The organism is Streptomyces laculatispora, assembly GCF_017353455.1.
In the GTDB taxonomy this organism is placed as follows: Bacteria; Actinomycetota; Actinomycetes; order Streptomycetales; family Streptomycetaceae; genus Streptomyces; species Streptomyces laculatispora.
Genome location: NZ_JAFMPZ010000091.1, coordinates 13,483 through 38,530, shown reverse-complemented (window position 1 = coordinate 38,530; position 25,048 = coordinate 13,483). Strand labels below are relative to the sequence as shown.

The 25,048-nt window shown below is 70.2% G+C and carries 15 protein-coding genes; 8 read left to right on the top strand and 7 right to left on the bottom strand.

The features are described from left to right. Positions 1–322: 322 nt before the first annotated feature. Positions 323–994 carry a TetR/AcrR family transcriptional regulator gene (locus J1C73_RS05090; protein WP_207315274.1) on the top strand — a complete coding sequence of 224 codons (672 nt, stop codon included), beginning with the start codon at positions 323–325 and terminating at the stop codon, positions 992–994. A gap of 663 nt (positions 995–1,657) precedes the next feature. Here the strand turns inward: J1C73_RS05090 and J1C73_RS05085 are convergent. Both J1C73_RS05085 and J1C73_RS05080 read right to left on the bottom strand, forming a co-directional pair. Continuing rightward, a complete protein-coding gene (locus J1C73_RS05085) occupies positions 1,658–3,751 on the bottom strand; it encodes a DUF6351 family protein (protein WP_242643744.1) in 2,094 nt (697 codons plus the stop codon). Between the two features lie 297 nt (positions 3,752–4,048). Beyond that, the gene (locus J1C73_RS05080) at positions 4,049–5,191 is read right to left on the bottom strand and encodes a mandelate racemase/muconate lactonizing enzyme family protein (protein ID WP_123462975.1); all 1,143 of its coding nucleotides are present in this window, start codon (positions 5,189–5,191) and stop codon (positions 4,049–4,051) included. A gap of 235 nt (positions 5,192–5,426) precedes the next feature. Between J1C73_RS05080 and J1C73_RS05075 the strand changes: the two genes are divergently transcribed. The 7 genes from J1C73_RS05075 to J1C73_RS05045 all read left to right on the top strand — a co-directional run bounded on the left by J1C73_RS05075 (position 5,427) and on the right by J1C73_RS05045 (position 15,266). Further along, entirely contained in the window at positions 5,427–6,428 is a 1,002-nt protein-coding gene (locus tag J1C73_RS05075) for a LacI family DNA-binding transcriptional regulator (RefSeq protein WP_123462973.1), read from the top strand. A 119-nt stretch (positions 6,429–6,547) separates the two neighbouring features. Beyond that, the gene (locus tag J1C73_RS05070) at positions 6,548–7,888 is read left to right on the top strand and encodes an ABC transporter substrate-binding protein (protein WP_185095460.1); all 1,341 of its coding nucleotides are present in this window, start codon (positions 6,548–6,550) and stop codon (positions 7,886–7,888) included. Between the two features lie 7 nt (positions 7,889–7,895). Further along, positions 7,896–8,846, top strand: a complete 951-nt coding sequence (locus J1C73_RS05065; RefSeq protein ID WP_207315273.1) for a carbohydrate ABC transporter permease — start codon at positions 7,896–7,898, stop codon at positions 8,844–8,846. After that, positions 8,843–9,721 carry a carbohydrate ABC transporter permease gene (locus J1C73_RS05060; RefSeq protein WP_207315272.1) on the top strand — a complete coding sequence of 293 codons (879 nt, stop codon included), beginning with the start codon at positions 8,843–8,845 and terminating at the stop codon, positions 9,719–9,721. Before J1C73_RS05065 ends, J1C73_RS05060 begins: the two co-directional genes overlap by 4 nt. Positions 9,722–9,846: 125 nt before the next feature. Next, positions 9,847–12,138 carry a hypothetical protein gene (locus J1C73_RS05055; protein ID WP_207315271.1) on the top strand — a complete coding sequence of 764 codons (2,292 nt, stop codon included), beginning with the start codon at positions 9,847–9,849 and terminating at the stop codon, positions 12,136–12,138. A 12-nt stretch (positions 12,139–12,150) separates the two neighbouring features. Next, the gene (locus tag J1C73_RS05050; RefSeq protein ID WP_207315270.1) at positions 12,151–14,373 is read left to right on the top strand and encodes an FAD-dependent oxidoreductase; all 2,223 of its coding nucleotides are present in this window, start codon (positions 12,151–12,153) and stop codon (positions 14,371–14,373) included. 26 nt (positions 14,374–14,399) lie between these two features. Continuing rightward, on the top strand, positions 14,400–15,266 hold the full coding sequence (locus J1C73_RS05045) for an NAD-dependent epimerase/dehydratase family protein (RefSeq protein ID WP_207315269.1): 867 nt from the start codon (positions 14,400–14,402) through the stop codon (positions 15,264–15,266). Between the two features lie 513 nt (positions 15,267–15,779). Here J1C73_RS05045 and J1C73_RS05040 read toward each other — a convergent pair. The 5 genes from J1C73_RS05040 to J1C73_RS05020 form a co-directional block, all read right to left on the bottom strand. After that, positions 15,780–16,484, bottom strand: coding sequence for a 3'-5' exonuclease (locus tag J1C73_RS05040; RefSeq protein ID WP_242643743.1), 705 nt, complete (start codon positions 16,482–16,484; stop codon positions 15,780–15,782). 220 nt (positions 16,485–16,704) lie between these two features. Continuing rightward, a complete protein-coding gene (locus J1C73_RS05035) occupies positions 16,705–17,946 on the bottom strand; it encodes a TIGR02679 family protein (RefSeq protein WP_207315267.1) in 1,242 nt (413 codons plus the stop codon). Continuing rightward, positions 17,937–22,109: a TIGR02680 family protein gene (locus J1C73_RS05030; RefSeq protein WP_207315266.1), complete on the bottom strand. Its 4,173-nt coding sequence runs from the start codon at positions 22,107–22,109 to the stop codon at positions 17,937–17,939. The genes J1C73_RS05035 and J1C73_RS05030 overlap by 10 nt, the downstream gene beginning before the upstream one ends. Next, complete coding sequence (locus tag J1C73_RS05025; protein ID WP_207315265.1) at positions 22,106–23,350, bottom strand: TIGR02678 family protein; 1,245 nt, start codon at positions 23,348–23,350, stop codon at positions 22,106–22,108. Before J1C73_RS05025 ends, J1C73_RS05030 begins: the two co-directional genes overlap by 4 nt. Next, positions 23,347–24,924, bottom strand: coding sequence for a TIGR02677 family protein (locus J1C73_RS05020; protein WP_207315264.1), 1,578 nt, complete (start codon positions 24,922–24,924; stop codon positions 23,347–23,349). Before J1C73_RS05020 ends, J1C73_RS05025 begins: the two co-directional genes overlap by 4 nt. Between the last annotated feature and the right edge of the window lie 124 nt (positions 24,925–25,048).

Below are 25,048 nucleotides of genomic sequence, written 5' to 3'. Positions count from 1 at the left end.
CCGGCGTCGCACAGGGCCTTACGGATCTCGGTGTTCTTGCGGATGCGTGGTCCGTCCCGGATCTGGAGCTGCGCATGTCCGTCCTCCTCGGCTGCTCTCGCGTGCGGGAAACGAGAAGAGGTGGCAGGTCGCGACGGTGGCGCCGACGGCGAGACCGGCAGCGGCTGCCGATCGCCGAAAGGTGCCGCGGGCAGAGTCGGGCGGCTCTCACACCGTGCAGGTAAGCACAGGCAATCACGAAAACCGAGCAGGTGGTAGCTTTTGGGAAGTGGCGTGAGTCTCAAATCCGGAAGCCTCCCGGCCACCTGGCTACGGTGAGCGCATGGATCGGACGAACAGCCGTCGGCAGCAGACCGGCACCAAGGCGCGCGGGCCCTATTCCGTCGGCGACGAGCGGCGTCGGCGCATCCTGGACGCGGCAGTGGAACACTTCGCGCAGTGGGGCTTTCACGCCTCCTCCCTGGCTCGCATCGCGAAGGAGGTCGGCGTCACGCAGAGCGGCTTGCTGCACCACTTCCGCAGCAAGGAGGATCTGCTCGTCTCGGTACTCGAACGGAGCGAGGAGCACGACGTCGAGAAGTTCTTCCGCACGGACTTCGACTCCGCCGCGCACTGCTTCGTGCGCCTGCTCGAACTCGTCGACTACAACAGCCGCCGCCCCGGCCGCACACGGATGTTCAACGTCCTGGTCGGCGAGTCCTCCGACCCCGGCCACCCCGCCCACGCCTTCTTCGCCCGCCGCTACGACACGATCGTCAGCCAGCTCTCCGAGATCCTCAGGACCGCGGTCGGCACAGGCGAATTCCTGCCGGCCACGGACTGCACGGCGACGGCCCAGGAGGTCATCGCCGTGATGGACGGCATTCAGCTCCAGTGGGCGCTCGCCCCGGACTCCGTCGAAATGGCCCAGCGGCTGCGCACCTACCTCGACCGGCTGTACCGGTCGGTCTCCACCACCGGCGCGACCCTGCCGCCGACGGCGCCCCTCGGCTGACGGACCTTGCGGAGAAGGTTCCCCACACATGCGGCGGGAGATGACAACGGGTCGGACGGGCCGGCGGCCGGACGCGTCTGAAGTAGTTCCCGCGCGAGTCGCAGGTGACGGTGATGTCGCCGCGCCGGAAGATTGCCTGCTCAGCGCGTGGTCGGCCCCTCGGACGAGTTCGGCAATCCCGACGACCTCGAACTGCGGTGCGCGATCAACGGCGAGGAGGTCCAGAAAGGCCGCGCCCGCGACCTGATCTCCCGAACGGACACAGGGCCAGGACGAAGTACACGACCAGCCGCGCCGACCTCCGACAGGGCTTCGCCGGGTTCGGGCGGGCGTCGCGGACACGAGCGCCCGGAGCCGGCCCGCATCCGGCTCCGGGCGCTCCCGCCCACGGGAGTATCAGGCAGCGGGCTGTTGCTGCGTGACGCAGCGGATTGTCTGGAGTACAGCCCGAACATGGCCTGCCTGGCCTTCGTGGCGGATCTGGTGGGCAAGCCCCGCAGCTGAGTTGCTGGTTGACCCGGGTGGCGGCGTCGATGATGACATCTCCACCCGGGTCTTCGGTGGTTCAGTGGGACGCCCTGGACGAACGCGGGGACTCACCACCACTGGCACGGAGCGGGAGGCCGCATCGGTCCCCGTTCCGGCTCACCTGCCGCGCTGCTGTCACTTCCGGTCGAAGGAGAGCCATGTACCGGCGAGGCCCTGCTGACCCGCCCCGGGCTGGGACCAGTCGCAGACACCGTCCCGGAAGATCGCCTTCAGATCCGTGAACTGGCCGTCGGTCACCGGCACCAGGTAGTCGGAGCGGACCACGGGGCGCTTGCGGCACTTGATGATGTCGTTGGCCACATCGGCTCCGGCGACCATCCGCGGCGATGTCCACACCGGGTAGAGGGTGTTGCACTCGGTGTTGTCGATGCCCTCGACCTGGGGCTCCGCGATCTTCTTCGCACCGATGCCACGGGTCCAGCAGGCGTCCGTGAGGCCCTGCGGCTGGTGGCGGACGATCTTCTCGATGGGGGCGTCGTTGCCGGAGTCTCCCTTGATGCCGGTGAGCCACTGGTCCATGTCGGACAGCATTCCGGCGAGAGTGAATCCGTGCCCGTTGGAGCGGGTGAGCATGACCTGGTTGGCGTGGGTGCCGTTGGCCTTGTCCAAGCGTGCCCGGGTGGAGAAGGAGTGGAAGCGCATGTGCATGTCGCCGGCCGCCGCGTCGTCCGTGTAGTCGCGGTAGTCGATGATCGGAACGTCGGCGAGGCCGCCACCGCCGTTCAGCACGCGCCCCGTCCGGTAGGCCGTCCGTACCGCCGCGAGATCGGCGACGGTGCGCTGCGCGGCGGGCTTGGCGTCGTCGTCGAGGCCGCCGATACGCCGGTTCAGGTCGATGAACTGGTCGATGTCGATGGTCCCCTTGTTCAGGGCCTCAAGTCCGTACTGGATACCGGTGTTGTCGAGCGGCCTGCGCGCCTTCCCGGACCCCGGTACCTCGCCGTAGACGTTCACGGTGTGGCTGTAGACGTCACAGCGGGCACCGTCCGGGTTGGTGGCGGGGTCGTAGCGCTGTTCCGCGGGCAGCTGGGGCGGGCAGAACACCGTGGGGTCGATACGGCCGCCGGCCCTGGCCAGGCTGCCGATGCTCTCCCACTTGCCGAACCCGGAGACCGCCCTCTGCTGCTCCTTGGTGAACGCGTCCGGCGCGACTTCCTTGAAGTAGTGGTTCAGCAGCTGGGCGTCGCTGAGGGTGTGGATCGTCCCGAAGCCGACGTCGGGGAAGCTGCAGCCGGAGAGGATGCCGTCCAGCAGACCCGGGTAGTTGTCGGCGATCTGGTGGGTCTGGTACGAGCCGCCGGAGCAGCCGTTCCCGATGGTGAAGGCCGGGTCGCCGTACGTCTCCACGAAGCGTTCCTTGACCATGCTCATGGTCTCGGCGGCCAGCAGGTCGTTGCAGTTGTTGCCGAAGACGTTCAGCGTGGACGATGCGACGCCGTAGCCCTTGCTCAGATACGTGTCGTTCATGATGCCGACGGTGTTGCGGCCCTGGACGTACCAGCCGCCGTTGCAGCCCCCGCCGAAGCCGTACACGAGGCGCCCGTTCCAGCCCGGCCCACGCTCCAGCGGGTCGGGGGTGCCCGACTCCGGGTCGTGCAGCACGGCCGTCTCGTAGATGCCCCGGTTGATGGTGCCGGTCTCGACGCGGACGATGTACGGCACCTTCTTGCCCGCGCTCGTCGTGGCGGTAGCCAGGTCGGCGGGACGGACGTTCTGGTCGGGCAACGGAACGAACGTGCCGGCCGTGGTGCGATACATGTAGTCGACGCGGGTCCTGACCGAGCAGTCCTGGTCGATCGGCTGCCCGAGGGGGGTGCCGGTGACCGTCTTGAACTCGGCGGTGTCACAGACGAACGGCTGCTCGTGCGGCCCGGCGAACACCGGCCCCGTGATGGGGTGGTTCTTCACGGTCAGTTGTCCGGCGTCCGCGCCCTGAGCCCTGGCCGTGAACGTGTTGGCGCCCTTGGACAGCTCCTTCACCACGCCCATCAGCGCGTTGTCGCCGGAGGGCCGGAAGCTCGAGGTCACATCCCGGCCCCCCACCTCGACCCGGACCTTGTCGGCCGCTGTGGACGCGGGCACCTCGACACGTATCAGGGCGTCGTCTCCCGACACCGTGCCGGGCCGCGACGACACGGCCGTCACCTGCAGCTTCTCGCGTTCCTGGCTGTCGGCCGGCGTCGCCGACGCGCCTACCAGCACGCCCATGAACGCTATGCCGACAAGGCCCAGTTGGACCGGCCTCGCGGCTCCTGTGAACGACACGACGGAGCTCGCCTCACTTCCTGGAGTCGTAATTCGCACTCGGTGTGCGGACGCGGGCGGTGGGCCCGCCGGGACGGTGACGCGCATGTCCCGTTGTCATGGTGTGCGGCTTCCCGGCCAGTGGCCGGAAGAGGTCCGCTCCTTGTCCGGCGTCCTGTGCTCCACCGGATGGGGCACGAGGGTTGTACGTGGCCTTGAATCCCGCAGGGCCGGCCCGCGCGGCGGACCGGCCCTGCGCGGCTACCAGTTGGTGAACGCCCCGTCCGCCGTGCGCAAGTGCGGGCGCTCGGCCGCCGCGGCCTGGTACCGGCGCGCCGCCTCCCGGTCGATGTCCACGCCGATGCCGGGCAGTTCGCTCGGCTCCACCCGCCCCGGCAGGATCGTCGGCCGCGCGGTGAAGAGGGCGGCGATGGCCGGATCGGGGTCGGTCTGGTGCTCCTGGACCGCGACATTCGGGCAGGCCAGATTGAGTTGGAGCGAGGAGGCGGCGGTGACAGGGCCGAGCGGGTTGTGGGTGGCGAGCTTGATGTGGTGGGTCTCCGCCATCGCGGCGATCTTCTTCGCCTCGGTCAGGCCCGCGGCCACGCCGACATCCACGCGCGCGTAATCGATGAAGTCGCCCTCGATGAGTGCCCTGAACTCCCATTTGGAGCCGTACTGCTCGCCTGCGGCCAGTGGAACGCCGGTGCGTGCCCGCAGCATGCGGTAGCTGTCCGGGTTCTCGCAGCGCAGTGGGTCCTCGACGAAGTACGGGCGGGCCGCCTCGATCTCCCGGCACAGGGTCACCGCCTCCGGCGGATCCAGGCGCGTATGGACGTCGAGGATCAGCTCCACCTCGTCGCCGACCGCGTCCCGCACCTGATGGAAGAGGTCGACCGAGTCGCGTAGGCAGCGGCGGGCGTCGAGCGTGCCATCGGCGTCGTGCGGCGAGGCGAACCGCAGATGGCGCCAGCCCTCGGCGACCAGGTCGCGGCAGCGGTCCAGGAACCACGCGCGGTCGTGGTAGCCATCGCCGACATGCACATAGGCGGGTACGTGATCACGCACCCGGCCACCGAGGAGCTCATGCACCGGTACGCCGAGCGCCTTGCCTCGGATGTCCCAGAGGGCCACGTCCACCGCTGCGATGGCGGCGCCGAGTATGCGGTCGGCGGGGAAGAACCCGCGCCGGAACATCACCTGCCAGAGGTGTTCGATCCGCCGCGGGTCCTCGCCGACGATCAGCTCCGCGAGGTGCTCCAGCCCGCCCGCTACCGCCCGTTGGCGCGACCTTATGCCGACCTCGCCCAGGCCGTGGATGCCCTCGTCGGTGTCGACCACGACCAGCATCATGCTGTCGCCGTGGTCGGGAAGAGTCAGCACTTCCAGGCCGGTGATCTTCATTCCGCTCCTCTATGAAAACGTTCCCGCAATTTCAGTACCGTTCTTGAGAGCACATCATCGGCAGCAGTCGAGGCGAAGCGCAAGACCCTTGCATCCAGAAGGTTTCCCTCGATGAAATACTCCTGACACATGTCTTGACACGCCATGGGAACGTTCGCAAACATCAACAGCATTCGCAGGATCCAGATGCGAGACGACCGGGGTCCCCCGGCTCAAGACGACGAGGAGGCCGTTCGTGGCAGTCACGATCCGGGAGGTGGCGAGCGCCGCGGGGGTCTCGGTGTCGACGGTGTCCCGTGCGTTCACCGCACCCGACCAGGTGCAGCCGACGACGCGGCAGCGCATCCTCGACGCCGCGACCAAGCTCGGCTACTCCCCCAACCCGGCGGCCCGTTCACTGCGCGGCGGGGGCACCGGAACGCTCGGCCTGATCGTCCCGGACATCGCCAACCCGTTCTTCCCGCCGATCATCAAGGCGATGCAGGCCCGCGCCCGGCAGCTGGGCTACACGGTCCTGGTCGCCGACAGCGACGAGCGCGAGGCGGACGAGCTGGCCGCCATCGCGGCCGTGTCGAAGCGGGTCGACGGCCTGATCCTGTGGGCCTCCACCCTCACCGAGGACCGGCTCCATGAACTCGCCGGCCGGATGCCATTGGTGGTGGTGAACCGTCATGTGCCGGGCATTCCCGAGGTCCGGATCTCGCTGTCCGCCGGCATCGCGCAGGCCGCCGAGCAGTTGAAGGCGTACGGCCACCGGCGCTGCGTCTTCATCAACGCGTCCCGCGCCGAGCTGAGCCGCGGCAAGTCCATCCAGGAGTCCTTCGAGGCGCTCGACCTCTCCCTGTCCGAGCTCGGACCGTACGAGCCGCGGTTCGAGACGGGCGTGCACGCCGCCACCCTCGTCGCCGCCCACGATGCGACGGCGGTGATCGCCCACAACGACCTGGTCGCCCTCGGTGTGCTGCACCAGATGGCCAACCTCGGTGTGAGCGTGCCGCGCGATGTCAGCGTCATCGGCATCGACGACACGCTGCTCGCCTCCGTCTCCACCCCCAGCCTCACCACGATCAGGATCGACCCCGAAGAGATCGCCACGCGCGCGGGGGACCTCCTGATCGAGACGATCGCGGGAGCAACAGGCCGCACCGGAGCCGGGATTGAGGTCACGTCCCCCTTCGTGGAGATCGGCTCCCGCCTGATCCCCCGCGCCTCGACGGGCCCCGCACCCGCCCACTGATCCACGGCGCACACCGCCACAACGAACAAAGCCCCGCACTACACCGCACCGAGCCCACTCCTGCCCTTCTTGGAGCCGTTATGCCCAGAAACTCCCGCTGTGCGGCCATACTTGGCTGCATGGCGCTGACCGCGACCCTCGCGGGCTGTTCCTCCCTCACCCCGAGCAGCGCCGGCGGGGACGGCGATCTCGTGCTGCGGGTGCAGGGCATGCCGCCGGCCACCGACAAGCCGGGGGTCGCCCTGTTCAAGAAGCAGGTGGCCGACTTCGAGAAGGCGCATCCGGGCATCAAGGTCAAGGGTTCGACCACGGTCTTCGACCCGCTGACGTTCTCCGCGAAGCTGTCCGGCGGCAATGTCGAGGACGTCATCAAGGTGCCGCTGACCGAGCCGCAGCGGCTCATCCAGCAGAAGCAGGTACAGCCGATCACCGCGCAGCTCAAGGAGTGGAAGCACTTCAAGGAGTTCAGCCCCCAGGTCCTCCAGCCGCTCACCGACAGCGCCGACGACGTGTACGGCGTACCGCAGAATCCTTACGCCCAGGGTCTGGTCTACAACCGCGAGCTCTTCGAGAAGGCGGGCCTCGACCCCGACAGACCGCCGACCACCTGGGCGGAGGTCCGCACCGCCGCCAAGAGGATCAGCGACAGCACCGGCAAGGCGGGCTTCGTCCACGAGTCCAAGGACAACCAGGGCGGCTGGCAGCTGACGATGCTGTCGTACGCCTTCGGTGGCGAGCTGGAGAAGGAGCAGGGTGGCACGTACACCGCCACGCTCACCGGGGAGCCGACGAAGAAGGGCTTGCGGCTGCTCAAGGACATGCGCTGGAAGGACGATTCGCTCGGTAAGACCCTCCTCAACAACCAGAACGACGTGATCAAGCAGTTCGCGGCCGGGCAGGTCGGCATGTTCATGGGCAGCCCGGGGACGTACCGACTGGCGAAGATGCAGTTCGGCATGGAGAACACCGACGCCTTCGGAGTGGCCCCGATGCCGCAGTCCGGCGGCGACGCGACACTCACCGGCGGCGACATCTACATGGTCCCGAAGTCCGCCGACAAGAAGCACGCGGCAGCGGCCGTCGAGTGGCTGACCTTCGCCTACGCCAAGCCGCAGTACAGCACCGAAATCGCCGCCGAGCAGGCCAAGGCGCTCTCCGCCGACCCGAAGTCCGCGGTGGGCGTGCCGACGCTGCCGGTCTTCGACAAGAAGCGGCAGACCGAGATCGACGCCGCGATCAAGCCGTACATCAATGTGAAGCTGCGGAACTTCAAGCCGTACACCGACGGCCTCTCCACGCTGAAGCTGAAGCCGGAGCCGCCGTACCAGGCGCAGAAGCTGTACACCGCGCTCGACCCGGTGGTCCAGGCTGTGCTCACCAAGCGCGACGCCGACATCGACTCCCTGCTGGCCTCGGCCGAGAAGGACGTCAATGCCAAGCTCGCCGCGGACCAGAAGTAGCCGGCCCATGGCCCTGCTCACTCCGTCCCGGCGCCCGGCCGCTGTGTCCAAGCAGCCCGTGCCGCGACCCATGCCGCGGTTGCGGCGTGGCACCGGCGCCCGCAAACAGTTCACGGCCTGGCTGTTCCTCGTCCCCACGCTGCTGGTCTTCGGGCTCTTCGCCTGGTGGCCGATCGTGCGCAGCCTGCTGCTCAGCTTCCAGCGGACCAACCTCGTCGATCCCGCGGTCTGGGTCGGCCTGGACAACTTCCGTACGCTCTTCGACGATCCGCTGCTCGTCACCGCCGTCGGGAACACCGTGTTCTTCGTGGTCCTCGGCCTGCTGATCGGCTTCCCGGCGCCGCTGATCCTGGCCGCGATCATGTCGACGGTGCGGCGCGGCGCGGGCGTCTACCGCTTCCTGGTGTATCTGCCGGTGGTCATCCCGCCGGTCGTGGCGATCCTGCTCTGGAAGTGGTTCTACGATCCCGGGAGCGGGCTCTTCAACAACGTCCTCGGCAAGGTCGGGCTCGGCCCGTACGCGTGGCTGGAGTCGTCCGACAGCGCCATGCTCTCGCTGGTCCTGGAGGCCACCTGGGCGGGCATGGGCGGCGCCGTCCTGATCTACCTCGCGGCGATGGTCGGCATCCCCGGCGAACTCTACGAGGCCGCCGAGGTGGACGGCGCCGGCATCTGGCGGCGGATCTGGCATGTGATGCTGCCCCAGCTCCGGTCTGTCATCGGACTGCTGCTGCTCGTACAGCTGATCAACACGGTGCAGGTCTTCACCGAGCCGTACGTCTTCACCGGCGGCGGACCCGAGAACTCCACCCTCACGGTCCTGCTGTTGATCTTCCGGTACGCCTTCCAGGACGGCGAGTACGGCCAGGCCGCCGCGCTCTCCTTCCTGATGGTCCTCACCCTCGCCCTGCTCTCCGCGGTCTATCTGCGGGCCACGCGCAGCTGGAGCACGTCATGACCACGCTCACCACCTTCGTATCCACCAACGACCGCCAACGCCCCGGCGTACGCGCCGCGGTGCGCTCCATCCAGGTGTTCACCCTGATCCTGCTGCTGCTCATCGGCATCGGACCGCTGTACTGGATGGTCAAGGGCGCGGTCTCACCGCCCACCGAGCTCACGACCGCTCCCCTGGCCCTCTGGCCGGACCGGCCGGCCCTGGGCAACTTCTCGACGGCGTACACCGATCTGAGTGTCGGCCGCTATCTGATGAACACCTTCCTGGTGGTCGGCGGATCGTGGTTCGTGCAGCTCTTCGTCTCGGCCACGGCGGGCTTCGCCCTCTCGGTGCTCAGGCCGAGGTTCGGCAAGGCCGTCTACGGGGCGATCCTCGCCACGATGTTCGTGCCGTACACGGTGAACATGGTCAGCCTCTTCATGACGGTGATAGATGTGCCGTTCCTCCACCTCAACCTGGGCGACACCTACTGGGCGATCTGGCTGCCGGCCGGCACGAACGCCTTCACGGTGCTGCTCGCCAAGCAGTTCTTCGACGCCCTGCCGAAGGAGCTGTTCGACGCGGCGCGGGTGGACGGGGCGAGTACCTGGCAGCTGCTCACCAAGATCGTGCTGCCCATGAGCAAACCGGTGCTCGCCGTGATCAGTCTGCTCGCGGTGATGCACTCCTGGAAGGACTTCATCTGGCCGCTGGTGGCCATCACCGACCCCGAGAAGCAGCCCATCAGCGTCGCTCTCGCCCAGCTCGCCACGCAGGCTCCGCAGGACCAGCTGATCGCCGCGATGGTGCTCGCCGTCGCCCCGCCGGTGCTCGTCTTCGTCGTCTGCCAGAAGTACATCGTCGCCGGGCTCGGCTTCACCGGAGTCAAGGGCTGAGCCCCACCGGCGTCAAGGGCCAGGCCCACCGGAGTCGACGGCCGAGCCATCGACCTCCCCGCCGCACCTCCGGCTTCGGAACTTCGGAGCATCCGGAACACCCCGACCAAGAGAAGGGCACCTCCATGTCAGTCGCCCGCCGCAGATTCATCCAGGGCACGGCCGTCACCACCGGCGCCGCACTGCTGCCGACCGTTCCCGCGTACGCCGCGGACCCCGTCACCATCGAGGCCGACGGCATCACCCTGGTCGGCCGCAGCGACGGCAGCGTCCTCGTGCGGGACGGTGCGGGCGCCGACCGCATCCTGCTCAGCCACTTCATGATCAAGGACACCGCGCTGGGCCAGCAGCGCACCTTCGGCGGTACGCCCGCCCGGATCACGCTCCCCGACGGGCGGCCCGCGATTCAGGTCACGTACACGATGGCGAGCGGCGCGTCCGGAGTCACGGTGCGCGGCACCTTCGACGTCACTCCTCGCAAGGCACACCTGAAGTGGGAGGTCGGCGGCCCCGGCACGCTCACACCGGCCGGCTTCATGTTCTCCCGCACGGTGTACGGGGCGAGCGCGGCGGAGTCGTACGAAGCGCTGACCGTCTGGGAGCGGGACGCCCGAGGTGGCATTCCGTACGAGGTGAACGCGGGCGGCGCGTACGTGGAGACGTGGGAGGGCTCGAAGGGCTTCTTCTGCCTCTCGTCCACCAACCCCGCGAACACGAACGCCACATGGGTCCACTCCCCCGGCACCTCGACCGGCGCGACCAGCGCGGTCACCGAGGCTGATCTGGTCCTCGGCGATCTGCGGCCGCGCGGGGCGGGAGCACTCGCGGCCAAGAGGCCCCTCGGCGTGGAGGTGTGGACCGACCAGCCGTTCAACCTCTACAAGGCGGCCGGGCAGACGATGACGCTCAAGTCGCAGGTCGTCAACGGCTCCGCCGCGGCCAGGACGGTGCGGCTCAACTGGTGGGCGCGGGACTTCGGCGGCAAGAAGATCGGCGGTGGAACACTCTGCAGGAGCCTCGCGGCGGGCGCCGTCTGGAACGCCTCCATTCCCCTGACCTCGCCCTCGCAGAACATCGTGTTCACCGAGGTGGAGGCGGTCAGCGGCAGTGACAGGGCACTGGCCCGCACGAATCTGAGCGTGCTCCCGGAGTTCACGTACAAGGCCGGCAAGGAGTCGATGTTCGGTCTCGCCAACTACCCCTGGCTGCTCAAGCCCGGCAAGGACGCCGTACTCGGGCTGGTCAGGACGCTCGGCATCAAGTGGATCCGCATCGCCTACGCAGGCGCCCCGGGCATCGACACCGCGACTCTGGACGCGAACGGCATCGGGCACAACGTGGAGCTGAGCGGCATCCCCGTGGGCGGCAGTCCGGAGCAGATCGCGGCCTGGGCCGACACGAACGTCGCCAAGGCCCTGGACGCCGAGGCCGCGTACTTCGAGGTGAGCAACGAGGTCAACCAGCCCTGGATGTCGGGGCGCGGCGCCGACGCCTACGTCCGGGACGGTCTGCGCCAGGTCACCACGCGCCTCGACGCGGCGGGCTCGCGGATGAAGGTCATGAACGCCGGCCTCGGCGGCATGGACTACGTATGGACCGAGAACTTCCATGACGCGGGCGGCTGGGACCTCATCGACGCCTTCGCCTTCCACCCCGGTCGCGGCAACTTCACGCCCGACTTCGCGCCGCCGCCCGAGGAGTGGACGCAAGGGCCGTCCGGCTCGTACTGGAACTTCCTCGGCGCGCTGCGCAAGGCGAACCAGGTCCTGGCGGAGTACGGCGGCGACAAGGAACTGTGGCTCACCGAGGCGTACGCGCCGACCCGCCCCAACGCGTGGTGGAGCGACACCTACCGGCACGCCGCAGAGAACACGCTGCTCACGCTCGCCCTCGCCAAGTCCGAGAACGTGCGCGCCGTCAACTGGTACCAGCTCCACGACTCGGTCCTCTACCACCCCCAGGAGGCCGACCCGGCGAACCCCGAGTACCACTACGGCCTGATGAACCGCGACACCAGCGCCAAACCCTCGCTCCTCGCCTTCGCGACCGCCGCCCGGGTCCTGGACCAGGCCGAGTTCGTCCGGCATCTCGCCTTCACGGACAAGGACATCAAGGGGCTCCTCTTCACCACTCCCGGCGGACCGGTGTCGATCATCTGGAGCCGCAAGGACGGCTACATCCTCAACTCCGAGCACGGCGAAGATCCTTGGTACGCATCGCCGGAGCCCTGGGTCGACACCTGGACGACCAGGACCGCTGTCGTGGCCCACTCGGGGACGGTCGACGGCACGGTGCGGGAGCTGAACTGCATCGGCCAGGAACGCTCTCTCAAAGCCTCCGGCGGCAAGATCACCCTCACCCTCGACGGCGCCCCGCGCGTCTACTACGGGCTGTCCGCCCATCCCGACTGGAAGTAAGTGACTTACGACATGAGGAATGAAACCGCACGCCACGACATCACCGTCGTCGGGGGCGGCCTGGCCGGGGTCTGCGCTGCGATCGCCGCAGCCCGGCTCGGCCGGAGCGTCGCGCTGATCAACAACAGGCCGGTGCTCGGCGGCAACGCGAGCAGCGAGGTCCGGGTCTGGGTGTGCGGCGCGACCGGCCACGGCAGGAACCACCATGCCCGTGAGGGCGGGATCATGGGCGAGCTGCTCGTGGAGAACCAGTTCCGCAACCCGGACGGGAACCCCTACTACTGGGACGCCGTGGTCCTGGACGCCGTGCGCGCCGAGCCCGGCATCACGCTCTACCTCAACACCGACGTGCGCGAGGTCGACGCCGAAGGCCCGGACGAGGCCCGGCGGATCACCTCGGTCACCGGCTGGATGATGGGTTCGGAACGGCGGATACGTTTCGAGAGCTCCCTCTTCCTCGACTGCACGGGAGACGGCCTGATCGGCCACCTGGCGGGCGCCCACCACCGCATCGGCCGGGAATCGCGCGCCGAGTACGACGAGGCCTGGGCTCCGGAGACGGCCGATGACATCACCCTCGGCTCGACTCTCCTCTTCTATACGAAGGATGCCGGTCACCCCGTCAAGTTCGTGCCGCCGAACTTCGCCAAGGACATCACGCAGACCGCCATCCCGCAGCGCCGCATCATCAAGGCGGGCGACAACGGCTGCGCGTACTGGTGGATCGAGTTCGGCGGCGAGCTCGACACCGTCCACGACAACGAACGCATCCGCGACGAGCTGTGGTCGGTGATCCACGGCATCTGGGACCACATCAAGAACTCCGGCGAGTTCGACGCGGCGAACATGACCCTGGAATGGGTGGGCTCGATCCCCGGCAAACGGGAGTACCGGCGCTTCCTCGGCGACTACGTCCTGCACCAGGGCGACATCCTCGGCCAGACCGAGTTCGCCGACCGGGTCGCCTTCGGCGGCTGGTCGATCGACCTGCATCCGCCGCAGGGCATGTACGCCACCGAGGCAGGCGCCAGACAGCTCTACGCGGACGGCATTTACCACATTCCCTACCGCAGCCTCTACTCGGTGAACACCGAGAACCTGCTCTTCGCCGGGCGCAATATCTCCGCCAGCCATGTCGCCTTCGGCTCGACCCGCGTCATGGCGACCTGCGCCACGATCGGCCAGGCGGCCGGCACGGCGGCGGCACTCTGCGCCACCGGAGATGTCACCCCGCGCGAACTCCCCGTACCCGAGCTGCACCGGGCGCTGCTGCGCCAGGACGCCTCGCTCATCGGCCTCGCCTCGACGGACCAGGAGGACCTGGCCCTGCGGGCGACGGCCACGGCCTCAGCCACCCTGAGCAGCCTGGCAGTCGAGGACTCCGACGCGCTGTGGCCGCTCACGGCGGACGCCGGACTCGTCCTCCCCGCGGACCCGGACCTCTCCGGAGTGGAACTGCTCGTCGACGCCGACCGCGACACCGAGATCGTGATCGATCTGTACGACCCCGAACTCGGCCAGAACTACGTCCCGCGACGCCTGGTCACCTCCATCACCCTGCCCGTCGCCGCTGGTGCCCGGCAATGGCTCAAGACGGGCCTGGACTGGTCTCCCGAAACCCCGCGCAACGCCTTCCTGGTCGTCCGCGCCAACGACGCCCTCGCTCTGCACCGCTCCGACCGCCCGACCCCCGGCGTCCTGTGCTTCACGCGCGTCCCGCTGCGCCCGTCGGACGAATCCCCGCAGCCGCTGCGCGAGTGGACGGACACGGGTCTGCTGCGCCGCACCTTCTGCTTCCGCACGGGAGAGACCGCGGCCTACTCCCCCGCCAAGGCCACCGACGGCTATGCCCGCCCGTACGCGGGACCGCACATGTGGGTCTCCGCCCCCCTGGCGGACTCCCCGTCCCCCTGGCTCGAGTTGGCCTGGCCCGAACCGGTCGCCCTGGGCCGGATCGAGGTCATCGCCGACGACGACGTCAACGAGGACCTGATCAACCTGCACCACCACCGCACGCCCTTCGACACCCTTCCCACCCTCCTTCGCGACTACCGCGTCGAGGCGCTGGACACCGATGGCACCTGGCGCGTCATCGCCCGTGCGGCGCAAAATCGCCGGCGCCGCGAGGCGCACACGCCGGCGGAGCCGGTCACCACATCCGCGATCCGGGTCGTCGTCGAAGCCACCAACGGGGCGGCGTCGGCGCACGTCGTCGCCGTGCGCGCCTACAAGTAGAAGCACCGACGCAGGGGAGTGACTGGATGGTTGGCAGAGTGACGGTCACCGGGGCCGCCGGGCGGATCGGGCGAGCGGTCCTCGCGCTGCTCGCCGAGCGCGGGATCGAGGCGAACGCCTTGGTCCTCGATGATCCCGGCGATCTCGTGGCGCGCCTGGTCGTGACCGGTGACGCCGCCGACACGAAGACCGTGCAGGCGGCTCTGGAGGGCGCCGACGCGGTCATCCACCTGGCGGCGATCCCGACTCCCGAGCGCAACACCGCGCTTGAGGTCTTCGCGGGCAACACCCTCTCCACCTTCACAGTCCTGGAGGAGGCCGGCCGGGCCGGGATCCGGCATGCGGCGGTGGCGAGCTCCTGGGGAGTCACGGGCCTGCCCTGGACGGACGTCGAGGATCCGCATCCACCGTACGCACCGGTCGATGAGGCGATGACCTCCCAGGTGTCCGACCCCTACGGCCTCTCCAAACAGGTCGACGAGCTGACAGCGCGGATGATGGCGCGGCGGCACGGGATGAGCGTGGTGTGCCTGCGCTATCCGTACGTGGGCGGATTCGAGGAACGCCTGCTCGCCCACGCCACCCGGCTCACGGCCGACCCGGCCGCGGGGGCAAGGGACCTGTGGACGTACCTGGAGGTCCATGACGCGGCGCGGGCCGCACTGCTGGCCTTGGACGTACCCGGCCGCGCGGCACACGCGGTACACCTCTGCGCCCCCGAGATCATCGTGCCCTACCCCACGGAGGAGCTGCTGCGCCGCTACCACCCCACCACCGTGCTGCGGCGCCCGCTGCCGGGCCGCGCGGCGCCGGTCGACACCTCGGCCGCGCGCAGGCTGCTCGGGTTCACGGCACGGAACCTTCTCGGTCGCGGGGCGGTCACCCCGCAGTGAGCAGGCCGCTGCCGAAGAGCCGGCAGCGGACCAGCTGCGGACCGGCTCGATGCCGCGCCGGTGCTCGCGCACGGCGTGTACGTCGTAGCGCGTGAAGTCGCCGGCGATACGGATCGGGCGCGGCCGAGCAATACCCACAGCGCACATGAGGCACACCACCCGAACCCGCAGGTCAGTCGTCCTTCTTCTCCGGCTCCAGGATCGCCACGCACTCCACGTGATGCGGAGCGTCAGATGAGCGTCACGACCGGCCGGAGCAGCTTCCTCACCAAAGCGCTCGGCAAGGTCTGCCAGCAGCTCTACGGATCCTGTCGCTTGCTGCGAAGCCACTGTGCGGCAGTAGAATTCCCACTCCTCCGCGACCGCGTCCTCGAAGCGGCGGGCGGATAGCTCCTGTCTGTGGTGAGAGGCCTGACGGCGTCGCGAGTACGACATCATCCGCACCAACCAACAGGCTCGCCGAGCGCCGTCGGCGGGCACACCGTACAGGGGCCTGACACGCAGGGAGCCGGCTCATCGACCCCCTGCTCCCAGGGGGCGAAGGAACCGGCTGGGCTCACCGTTCCAGGAAATGGTCAGTGCGTCCCGTGCCCTGGTGGCCGCAACGAACAGCAGCGAGCGCGCTCGTTGTAGTTCGCGCCTGTGGCGAAGGCGGTCGGTCCGTTCCCAGGTGTCCACAGCCGAGCGAGGGACCAAGCCCTCCGAGACGCCGGCGATAATCATGCAGCGGTACTCGAGTCCCTTGAAGCGGTACATGGTGCCGACATGCACCCCCTCGACGCCTCGCGCCCCGTCACCTGTGATCTTCGCGGCCATGATGCCGCGGCGGGCGAGCCGGGTCACCACCTCGTCGGCCATGTCGATGGTCGGCACACAGACCGCGACGGACTCGCGCGGGACGTCGTGCCATGCCTGTACCTGCTCCACGACGAGGTCGAGTTCCTTGTCCCAGCTGTCCGCACTTCGCAGGCGAGGACGTCCGCCGTGCAGCACCGAGCGATATCCGGCCAGGTCATCGGCACCGCCGTCGAGGTCGTCGAAGTCGGTGCCTTCCAGGATGCGGATCGCGGCGCCCAGGATCTCGCGGGTGGTGCGATAGCTGAGGGTCAGTTTCGCCGAGCGGCCCCGGATGTTGACGCCGAGGGTGACCTGGTTGTCGTAGATCCTCTGGTGTGTGTCACCGACGAGGAAGATGTCGTCGGCCTCCCGGGGCGCCATGGACCGCAGCATCTTCCAGTGGGCGGCAACCGATGGTCCGGGGGTCGTCGTCCCTCAGTGGTTCCACGGCGTGCGGGCCCTTCCTGGTCGGTGGCGGGGCGGCAGTCGGTGGCAGTCGCTCACCCGCGCATCCGAAGTCTATGACCGATGACGACACGGCGTCCCGCGGACAACGGTCGCCGTCGCGGCCGCGCCCGGACGTGGAGGAGGGCCCGCCTCCTCATCCGAGATCGGCCAGCAGGTCGTTCAGCACCGCCTCCTCCTCCACCCGCACGCCCGACTCCTCCAGCGCGTCCGGCAGACCGGGATCCCACGGTGCCTCGGCCCGGACCCCGCCGAGGGGTGGGCCGGCGGGCAGCGCGTGCACCGCGGCACGGTAGTCGGCCGCTGTGTAGCGCCACGGGCTCCAGGGGACCCGCCGCAGCAGGGCGGCGGCGATCCGCAGGCCTCCCCAGTCGAAGTCGCCGTGGTAGTGGAAGCGGCTGCCGTGCGTGTGGAGATGACGCAGGAGGGTGAGGGCGGCGGCGGACGGCTGCCCCTGGAGGCAGACCAGGGGTGCGCCATGCGTGCCGTACGTGTCGGCGGCCGCAGCGAGCACGGCCGGGTTCTCGCAGATCCGGACCGTCGGTGGCGCCGAGCGGGGCGGATACCGGGTCAGCTGCCGCAGAGTCAGCACGGCGGGCTCACCCGCGTCGGCCAGCCAGTCCAGGGCAGGAGTGCCCCGCAGATTCAGGGCGAGCACGGTCGAGGACAGCTCGTCGCGCAGCAGTCCCACCGATGCCCACGCCTCGCGTCGACCCTGCGCCCCGCTTCCGTAGGGAACGCCGGTCAGCGCCCGGACGCCTGAGAGTGCGAGGGTACAGAGCGGGGTCCCGTCGTCCAACGCGTGTGCGCTGCCGAGGAGTCGGGAGGAGAAGGCGGGAAGGGACTCCGGCGGATCGGCCGGCAGGGCCCGGATGACGGTGGCGGTCCGGCCAAGCAGGTCGGCCGCCGCGGTGGGTGTACCGGCAAGGCGCCGTACCAGCCCGTCTTTCCGGAGCCGTTCTGTCCAGCCGCGGAGGGCGGGAATCTCGTCCGCCAGGGCGTCGGCCGGGGCGTGTGCCTGCGCCCAGGCCCGCTGCTCCCCGGCACGCGCCTGGCCGAGGAGCGTGACCGGCCCGGTGAGCGCGACCACGGCCACGGCCAGTCCCGCCGGGCTGATGCCGGAGCGGCGGAGCAGGTCGTCCACCGCGTCGAGGCGCACGGACAAGGACCGCCCGCCGCCCGGAGCGCGCCCCAACAGCCTTTCCGCCGCTATCCGTTGGTCCGCCGTGGGCGAGCTCAGCGACACCGGGCCGGTAAGCGGCCGCCCGCGCTCCAGGCGTCGACGCGCACGGTCGACCAACCAGTCGAGTCCGGGGGCGCCGAGGAGCCTGCGCAGTCGTACGTCGTCGACCGGCACGGTCCCGGGGGTCAGTTCCACTGCGCCTCCGAGGCGTCGGCCGGTTCGGCACGGGGTGCGGGAACCGCGTCCTCGGGCCCCACGGGGTCCGGACCGCGCCGCCTTCGCGTGCCGTCCCACTCCCACCGGGTGACGAGCACCGCCGCGACCTCGTCGATCCGCGACAGCTGGGCGATGGCGATGCCGGGCACCTGCGGATAGCAGGCCCACTCGCGCTCACTCGTCATCACGACGTCGAGGTCGAAGGCGTGCAGCAGGCCCAGACACTTGGCGCGCGAGTCGTCGTCCACCCCGGCGAACGCCTCGTCGAGGGTGACCAGGCGCGGTGCGTACGGGCTGCCCGCACTCGCGTAGTGGGAGGACGCGGCGGCGAACAGCGGCACCGACACGGCCAGCACCCGCTCGCCGCCGGAAGCGGGTCCCGTGGCCGGGACCCAGCGGCCCTGCTGGTGCCGCTCGACCCCGAACTCGTGCCAGGTCCGGTAGTCGAGTGCGGCGGTGAGGTGGTCCAGCCAGCTGCCCGAGGCGTCGTCGGTGTGCTGGCGGGCGATCTGCTCCTGAAGGAACTCGCCCACGGCCACGCGGTCCTCGGCGGTCCAGATGTCGGCCGACCGGCGCAGCCGCTCCCTGGCCGGGGCGAGCCCGGCGGGAGCCCTGCGGGATGACCGCCACACCAGCCTCAGCCGCATGCCGGTTGAGGTCGGCCGCTCCTCCAGCTCGACGTTCATGTCCCGTACCTGCCGCTCGGCCGCGCCGATCAGCTCCTGAAGCGTCCCCGCGACCTCCGTGACCAGATGGGTCTCCAGGATCTCCCGCTCCCGAGCGGACAGGATGCGGGCCAGTTCACCGACCTCGACAGCCAGGGCCGCGGCCAGGTCCGGTACGGCTCGTTCGCGGCCCTGGTAGGTGATGTCGACGACCATGCCGTCCTCCACCATTCGGGCGGAGGCTCGGTGACCGTGCCGGGACAGGGTGTCCTGGAGCGTCTTGAACTCCTCGCTGAGCCGGCGTTGCACCCGTTCCCAGGCACTGTCGGAGTCGTCGGTGGCGGACAGTGCCGCGTCGATCGCGCGGGCCAGCGCGATGGCAGGGGTGGCCGCCCACGCGCCGCCGTCCACGGCGGGCACCTCGATTTCGGGCACCGCCACAGCCATCAGCCCGGTACCGGTGAACCGCTGAAGTGCGGCGATGGCCTCCGTACGCGCCTGGGCCGCCTCTCTGAGTCCTTCGTGCAGCTGCTCGATACGGCCCTCGGCCTTGCCCGCCGCCCGGTCGGCTTCGGCATGACGCCGGTGAGCCGCCCGCTGCTCGCCCTCGCAACGGCGCAGCGACTCCGCCGTCTGCGCCAGCAGGCGCTGGAGTTCGTCGACGGCGGCACCGACCGTGGAACGCAAGGTACTGAAGCGTTCGTCGGCCGCTGCCGCCTCGCTGTGGGCCTCCTTCGCGCGCTCCGCGAACTCCGCGGCCCGCTCGGCGGCCTGCCCGGTCTCGGTGCGCTCGTCCGCGACCTGGCCGCCGGCCTCACCGCGTTCACGCAGGGCGGGCCAGAGGGCGGCCAGTACCGCGGCGAGGGAGCCGAGTGCGTCACGTACCGCCGTCAGTCCTTCCTCGTCGGCCGGCATGTTCAGGTCCTCTGCGGTCCGGGTGAGCTCCCCCGCCGCAGACTCGCTCCGCTCAGCCGCCTCCTGGAGCGCTGCGGCCCGCTCCTCGCGCCGTTCACCGGCCCGGCGCAGCGATTCCGCGGCGGCTGCCACTCGCGCGTGTGCGCGGGCGAGGGCGGTCTCGTCCGGCACGTCGGCCACCTCCGCGTCCAGCACCCTGCGGCGGGCGGCCACCGTGCCGGCCAGATCCACGAGGGTCTCCAGTTCGCCCTGGATGACGTCGAGTTCGCGATGGATGACCTCGATCCGGGTCCGCCGGGCAGCCTCCCGCGCACCCTCACCGATGTACTCGGCGCCGGCTTTGGCCCACTGGCCGGTGAGCGCGCCGACCCGGAAGCACCCGTCGACCGCGGCCCAGGTTCCGGCCTCACCACCCGCCGCACCGGCTTCCCGCCCGGCCCCGATCGCGGCGAGCAGCCGGGCCACCGTGCCTTCGCTCACGGCCGCGGCCCCGGCGTCCCCGTGGTCCACGGCCGGGCGCAGCAGGTGCGCGAGCGACATGCCCCGTACCGGGGCCTCGGCCGGGGCAAGCAGTACCTCGTGGCTGTCGGCGGTGAGAACCGCACCGTCGGGGAGTACCCAGGCGTCCAGCATCCCGGAGGCTTCCAAGGCGGCCTCGAGACCGGCTCGTTCCTCTTCGCTGAGCCCGTCCTCGAAGTCCACCAGCCGCCACAGGGGGGCGCCCGTCAGCCGCTCACGCAGACCGGGGGTGCGGGTGCGCGGCGGCTGCGGCGGGCGCCGCCCGCCGGCCTCCAGCGCGGTCAGTTCCTGCCGCAGCTCTCCGGCCTGCCGGGTGAGTTCGGCCCGGCGGCGGTCGGCGGCGGCAATCTGCTCGGCCAGCCGCGCGGACGCGGCACTGTGGGCGCGCGCGGCCTCGGCCCGCGCCGGGTACGGGCCATGGAGACGGCCCACCCATTCCTGGAGTTCGTCCAGCAGACCCGGCTCATCCGGATAGGCGAGTTCGGTCCAGCCGCGGGCCCGGGTGCGGACTTCGTCCAGCAGCGCACGTCCGGCGTGCGCCACGTCCTCCTCGGCCAGGCCGAGCTCCGACGCGGCCGCGGACCGGTCGGCATCGGCTTCGTCCAGTCGCACGGCCCGTGTACGGCGTTCCTCCGCAGTGCGGGCGGCGGTCCGGGCGAGGCCCGTCACATGGGTGAGCGCACGCCTGGCCCGCTCCACCGACTCCTCTACGGCACCGCGCAGTTCACTGGGGGCTAGTCCGTCGTCCGGCAGGTCGCTCCCCGGCACGTCGCTCCCCGGCAGGACGACCCGGGCGGCGGCCGCGGCCACGGCAGCCTGCCGATAGGTGTCCTGGGCGCGCCCGTCAGCCGCCCGCAGCCGGTTCTCAGCGGCACCGAGCCGCTCCAGGCCCTTGTGGTGCAGCCGCACCGCCTGGTCCCGGTCACTCGCCGCGCGCTCTGCCGTCCGCACCGTGCGCTCCACCTCATGGTGTGCCTGCTCAAGGTTTCTGGCGCTGCGCATCTCGGGGCTTTCCCGCAGAGCCGCGTCCTGGGCACGGAGCCGGTTCTGCTGCTCCTCCAGCATCACGCCGAGTTCGGCTGCCGCCTCTCGCTCCTCCTCGGCTCCGGCCTGCTGTGCCTGTGCCTCGGTGAGGTCCCGTTGGCGTTGCTCGTAGCGGGAGTGCTCGGAACGTGGCAGCCGGGCGCGGCGGCGGGTGGCGATGCGTGCGTAGCGCCGGTAGTGCTCCAGGAAGCCGGCGGCGGCGCGCTCCGCGGCGGAGGCTGCCGCCAGTTCGGTCTTCTCCTCGTCGAGTGAGCGGAACGCCTCGGCCACGTCGGCGATCACGGCCTGGTCCACCGGTGGCAGGGCCTCGGTGAGTGCGCGGGAGAGGGCTGCCTCGTTGGGGCGCTTGGACAGCTGCGGCTGGCGCAGCTGAACGAGCAGGTCGACCAGGGCTCCGTACCGTTGCTCGCCGAGCCCGAAGAGGGCCTCGTCCACGGCTCTGCGGTAGGTCTTGGCCTGGTCGTACACCATGCCGTGACCGGCGACGGCTTCGACGAGACGGTCCCTGGAGAGGGCCGTGCCGGTGGCGTCGACCAGGCTGAGGAAGCCCTCCGCGGGCGTACCGGGTCCGTGCTGGACGCGCCGGCCGGTGACGGCGTACCAGTGCCGGGCGATCCCGCGTCCGCTCACTGCCTTCAGTCCGCACAGGAGCGTGCGGAAGTGGCTCTCCCCGGTGCTCGCGTCGCGTCTGCCGAACTCGATCCAGGTGTAGCCGAGGCGCTCGGTGTGCGGGTGCTCACCGCCGAGGAGGAGGTTCCATTCCATCCGCTTGCCGGGGTCACCGTCAGGCTCCACCCGTCTGGGGCTCAGGTCGCCGTCGAGCAGGAAGGGCAGCGTGAGCGCGAGCACCTTGGACTTGCCGGTGCCGTTGTTCCCACGCAGCAGCAGTCGTCCGTCACGGAAGTGGAATTCCTCCACGTCGTAGTGGAAGAGGTCGACGAGCCCGATCCGCAGGGGCTGCCAGCGGGCCCGGAGGGGCTCGGGAAGCGGGTTGGTCACGCCTGAGCGGCCTTTCGCTGAGCCGGCCTGCGCGTGCTGCCGGGTGTGCCTGGTTCGAGTACGACGGGTTCGCCGACCGCGTAGCGGGCCAGCGCGGGGCGGGGCCCGGCCCCGTCGGCGGTCCGGGCGACCAGGCCGAGGGCGGCGAGCCGGGCTACGGCCTGCTCGACGAGCTCGGCCTCCGTGCCCGGCTCCCGCGCGGCCTTGGACCAGAACGTGCCGTGTACGAGGGCCAGTTCCCGCACCCGCTGGGTGAGCTGGTGGGTGGTGACGGGTCGGCCCGCCCCCGCCAGGTACTCGGCAAGCAGCAGGGTGATGTGGCCGTGAGTGCCCTGCTCGGGCATCCGTACGTCGGTGAGGTCGTCCTCGGGGTCGACCATGGCGATGCCTTCGGCCCGGATCTCGGGCACCAGACCGGTCAGCTCGGCGACCCGGGCCGTGAGGAACCCCCGCTGCCTGGTGAGATAGCTGAGTTCGGCGTCGCTCAGCTCGTCGTAGTAGAGCACCGGGTCGTCCAGAAGTCTGCGGGTGAGTGCGTGCCGCATCGCTCGGAAGCGGAGTTCCTCGCTGTCGAGGGCGGTTTCGGCGACGAGCTGCGCCAGCCGGTCGGCGGTGGCCTCGGCCTGCACGGTGGAGGGACCGCGACGTGTCGCGAGGAGCCCTGCCAGTACCCGGCGTTCGACGTCGTAGAGCACGTCGCCCGCCCCGTTCACGTACGCGTCCTCGTCTCCGGCTACCCGGCGCAGCACGCCGAGACCGAGCAGGAGCCGCACGACGGCCGCGAGGTCGAGGCGCTCGTCGCGGCGGTCGAGGGTGAAGTGGATGCCCGACGCGAGCAGCCCGGGATCGGTGGCATCGAGGACGACATGGTCGGCGAGACGGCCGAGAGCGATCTGGGACTCGCCGCGCTCCAGGGCTGCCAGGGACAGACAGAGCAGGACGTAGCGGCGACGGGTGAAGGGGGCGGCGGCGCGGGTCGCCTCGCGTGCGGGATGTGTGGAGTCGTGGAGCACGCCGGGGATCTTGCGCAGCCGGGCGGTCTCGGCGTCCACGTGGAGCGGCCAGCCGGTGTTGCGGTCGAACCACTCCCGGAGCTCGGAGGCATGCCGTCGCACGAGCCGGAACTCATCCGCGTGCTTGCCGTGGGAGAGGAGGAGCGGCTGTTTCAGCAGGGCGCGGGCCGCCTTGCGGAGCTCAGCTGCGTGCTGCCCGTCGAGCACTTCGGCCAGTGGCGTGGTCATCGTCCGCTTCCTCCGTGCACCGGCCCGTCGCCGTCGGTCAGGTCGACGATCTCGATGAGGTGATCGGGCCCGTGGAACGTCCCCGACGGCGTACGGATCTGCGCCGCCGGGCCATCGGCCAGAGCACTGAGCCTGATCTCCATGGAACCGTCGTTGCTGGTGGCCACGGTGTGCCGCATACCGGGTCGCCAGGTGGCCAGCGCGTCACCGAGCAGTTGGAGGAAGAGTCCGAAGGACACCGGGTCGAGCTCGCCTAGTTCGGACAGTCTGACCGCTCCGTCGGTGACGAGCCGGTCCCGGGCGGCGGCGGTCTCGGCCACCTGTTTGGCCGCCACCTCGGCGAGGTGGCGGCGCCGCTCCTGGCGGTCCTCGACCTTGCGGGGCTTGCCCCGCCGCTCGTAGCTTCCGGTGCGGCGCAGCTGGGGGCTGATCCGCAGCGGCTCCGCGGCGGCCCAGGGTGTGGCGGCGGGCGCCGGTGTGGCCAGGCGGGCGGTCAGAGTGTCCGCATCGATCGTGAGGTGCCGGGCGGGGTGGAGCCCGAAGGCCGCCCGCCACAGCTGGTGTCGCGAGGCGTCGTCGGGGGCTTCGGCGAACCAGCGCGCGAGTGTGCGGAAATCGGCGGAACGGTCCGACCGGCCGGCTCGGCGCTCCCCCAGCACACGGACGACGGCCAGCATCTGCGGAATGGCCCCCAGTGCACGGCCACGCAACAGTCTGGCCTGCGATTCGCGTCCGTTCCGACTGAGGAACCACGCAGCGAGCCCGTCCCAGCGGCCGGCCCAGTGGACGTATGCCCGCTGCGCGGCGGGCGCCGCGTCCTCGGGCGCGGCGTCAGCCGCCTCCCGCCCGGCGGCGGCCTTGAGCAGGATCTCGATCCTGCCCGAATCCTCCAGCTCCAGGATGAGTTGGGCGATTCGTCCGCCCAAGGTGATCAGGTCCTGGATGAAGCGCTCCAGATACTGGATGAGGCGATCCTTGTACGCGAGGAAGACCGCTTCCTCCACCTCATGCAGATCAATGGTCCGCTGCAACGAACTCATGAACGCGCGCGCGTTGTCGGCGAGAGCGGCGAACCGGCTCGCGAGCGCGTCGAACGCGAGGTACGTCTTGCCGGGATCCGGCTGCTCGTCGGCCGTGAGCACGAGAAGCGCTCGCAGCTGCGTGACGATGTCGTGCAGAGCGATGGCCTGAAGGGCGCCCCGCCGCCCGAGCGCCTCGTCATAGGCGGCAAGGGCTTCCTCGGCAGCCTCCCCGGCCCGGGTCAGCTGGTAGATGAAGCGTTTGCGATAGAAGTCCTCGACGGCGCTGACCCGCCCGGTGTCGGGGTCGGCCCGCAGATTCCCCCACGCGACCAGTTTGTCCAGTGCCTTGACGACCCCGTCGATCTCGCCGGGCCGCGCTTCCCCGGGCAGTGCGGCATACACGTCCTCGGGCCGCAGATGCACGGCAAAGCGTTCCTTGGCCATGACGAACACCTGCATCACCTCACGGTAGAGGGTGGTGTTCTGCACGGTGAGGTGGGCGAAGGGGCTGAACCCGTCCCGCCCAGGGCCCGGAGCGGTAGTGCTGGTCATCACCGTCCATTGTGCCGTGGTGGCAGCGCTCCCGGACAGGGGCCAAAGCACTTGGCTGGTTTACGCCGGTATGCGGGGCGCCCGGCCGCCTCCCGGGGACCGGGTGTCCTGGAGCGGCGGCTCC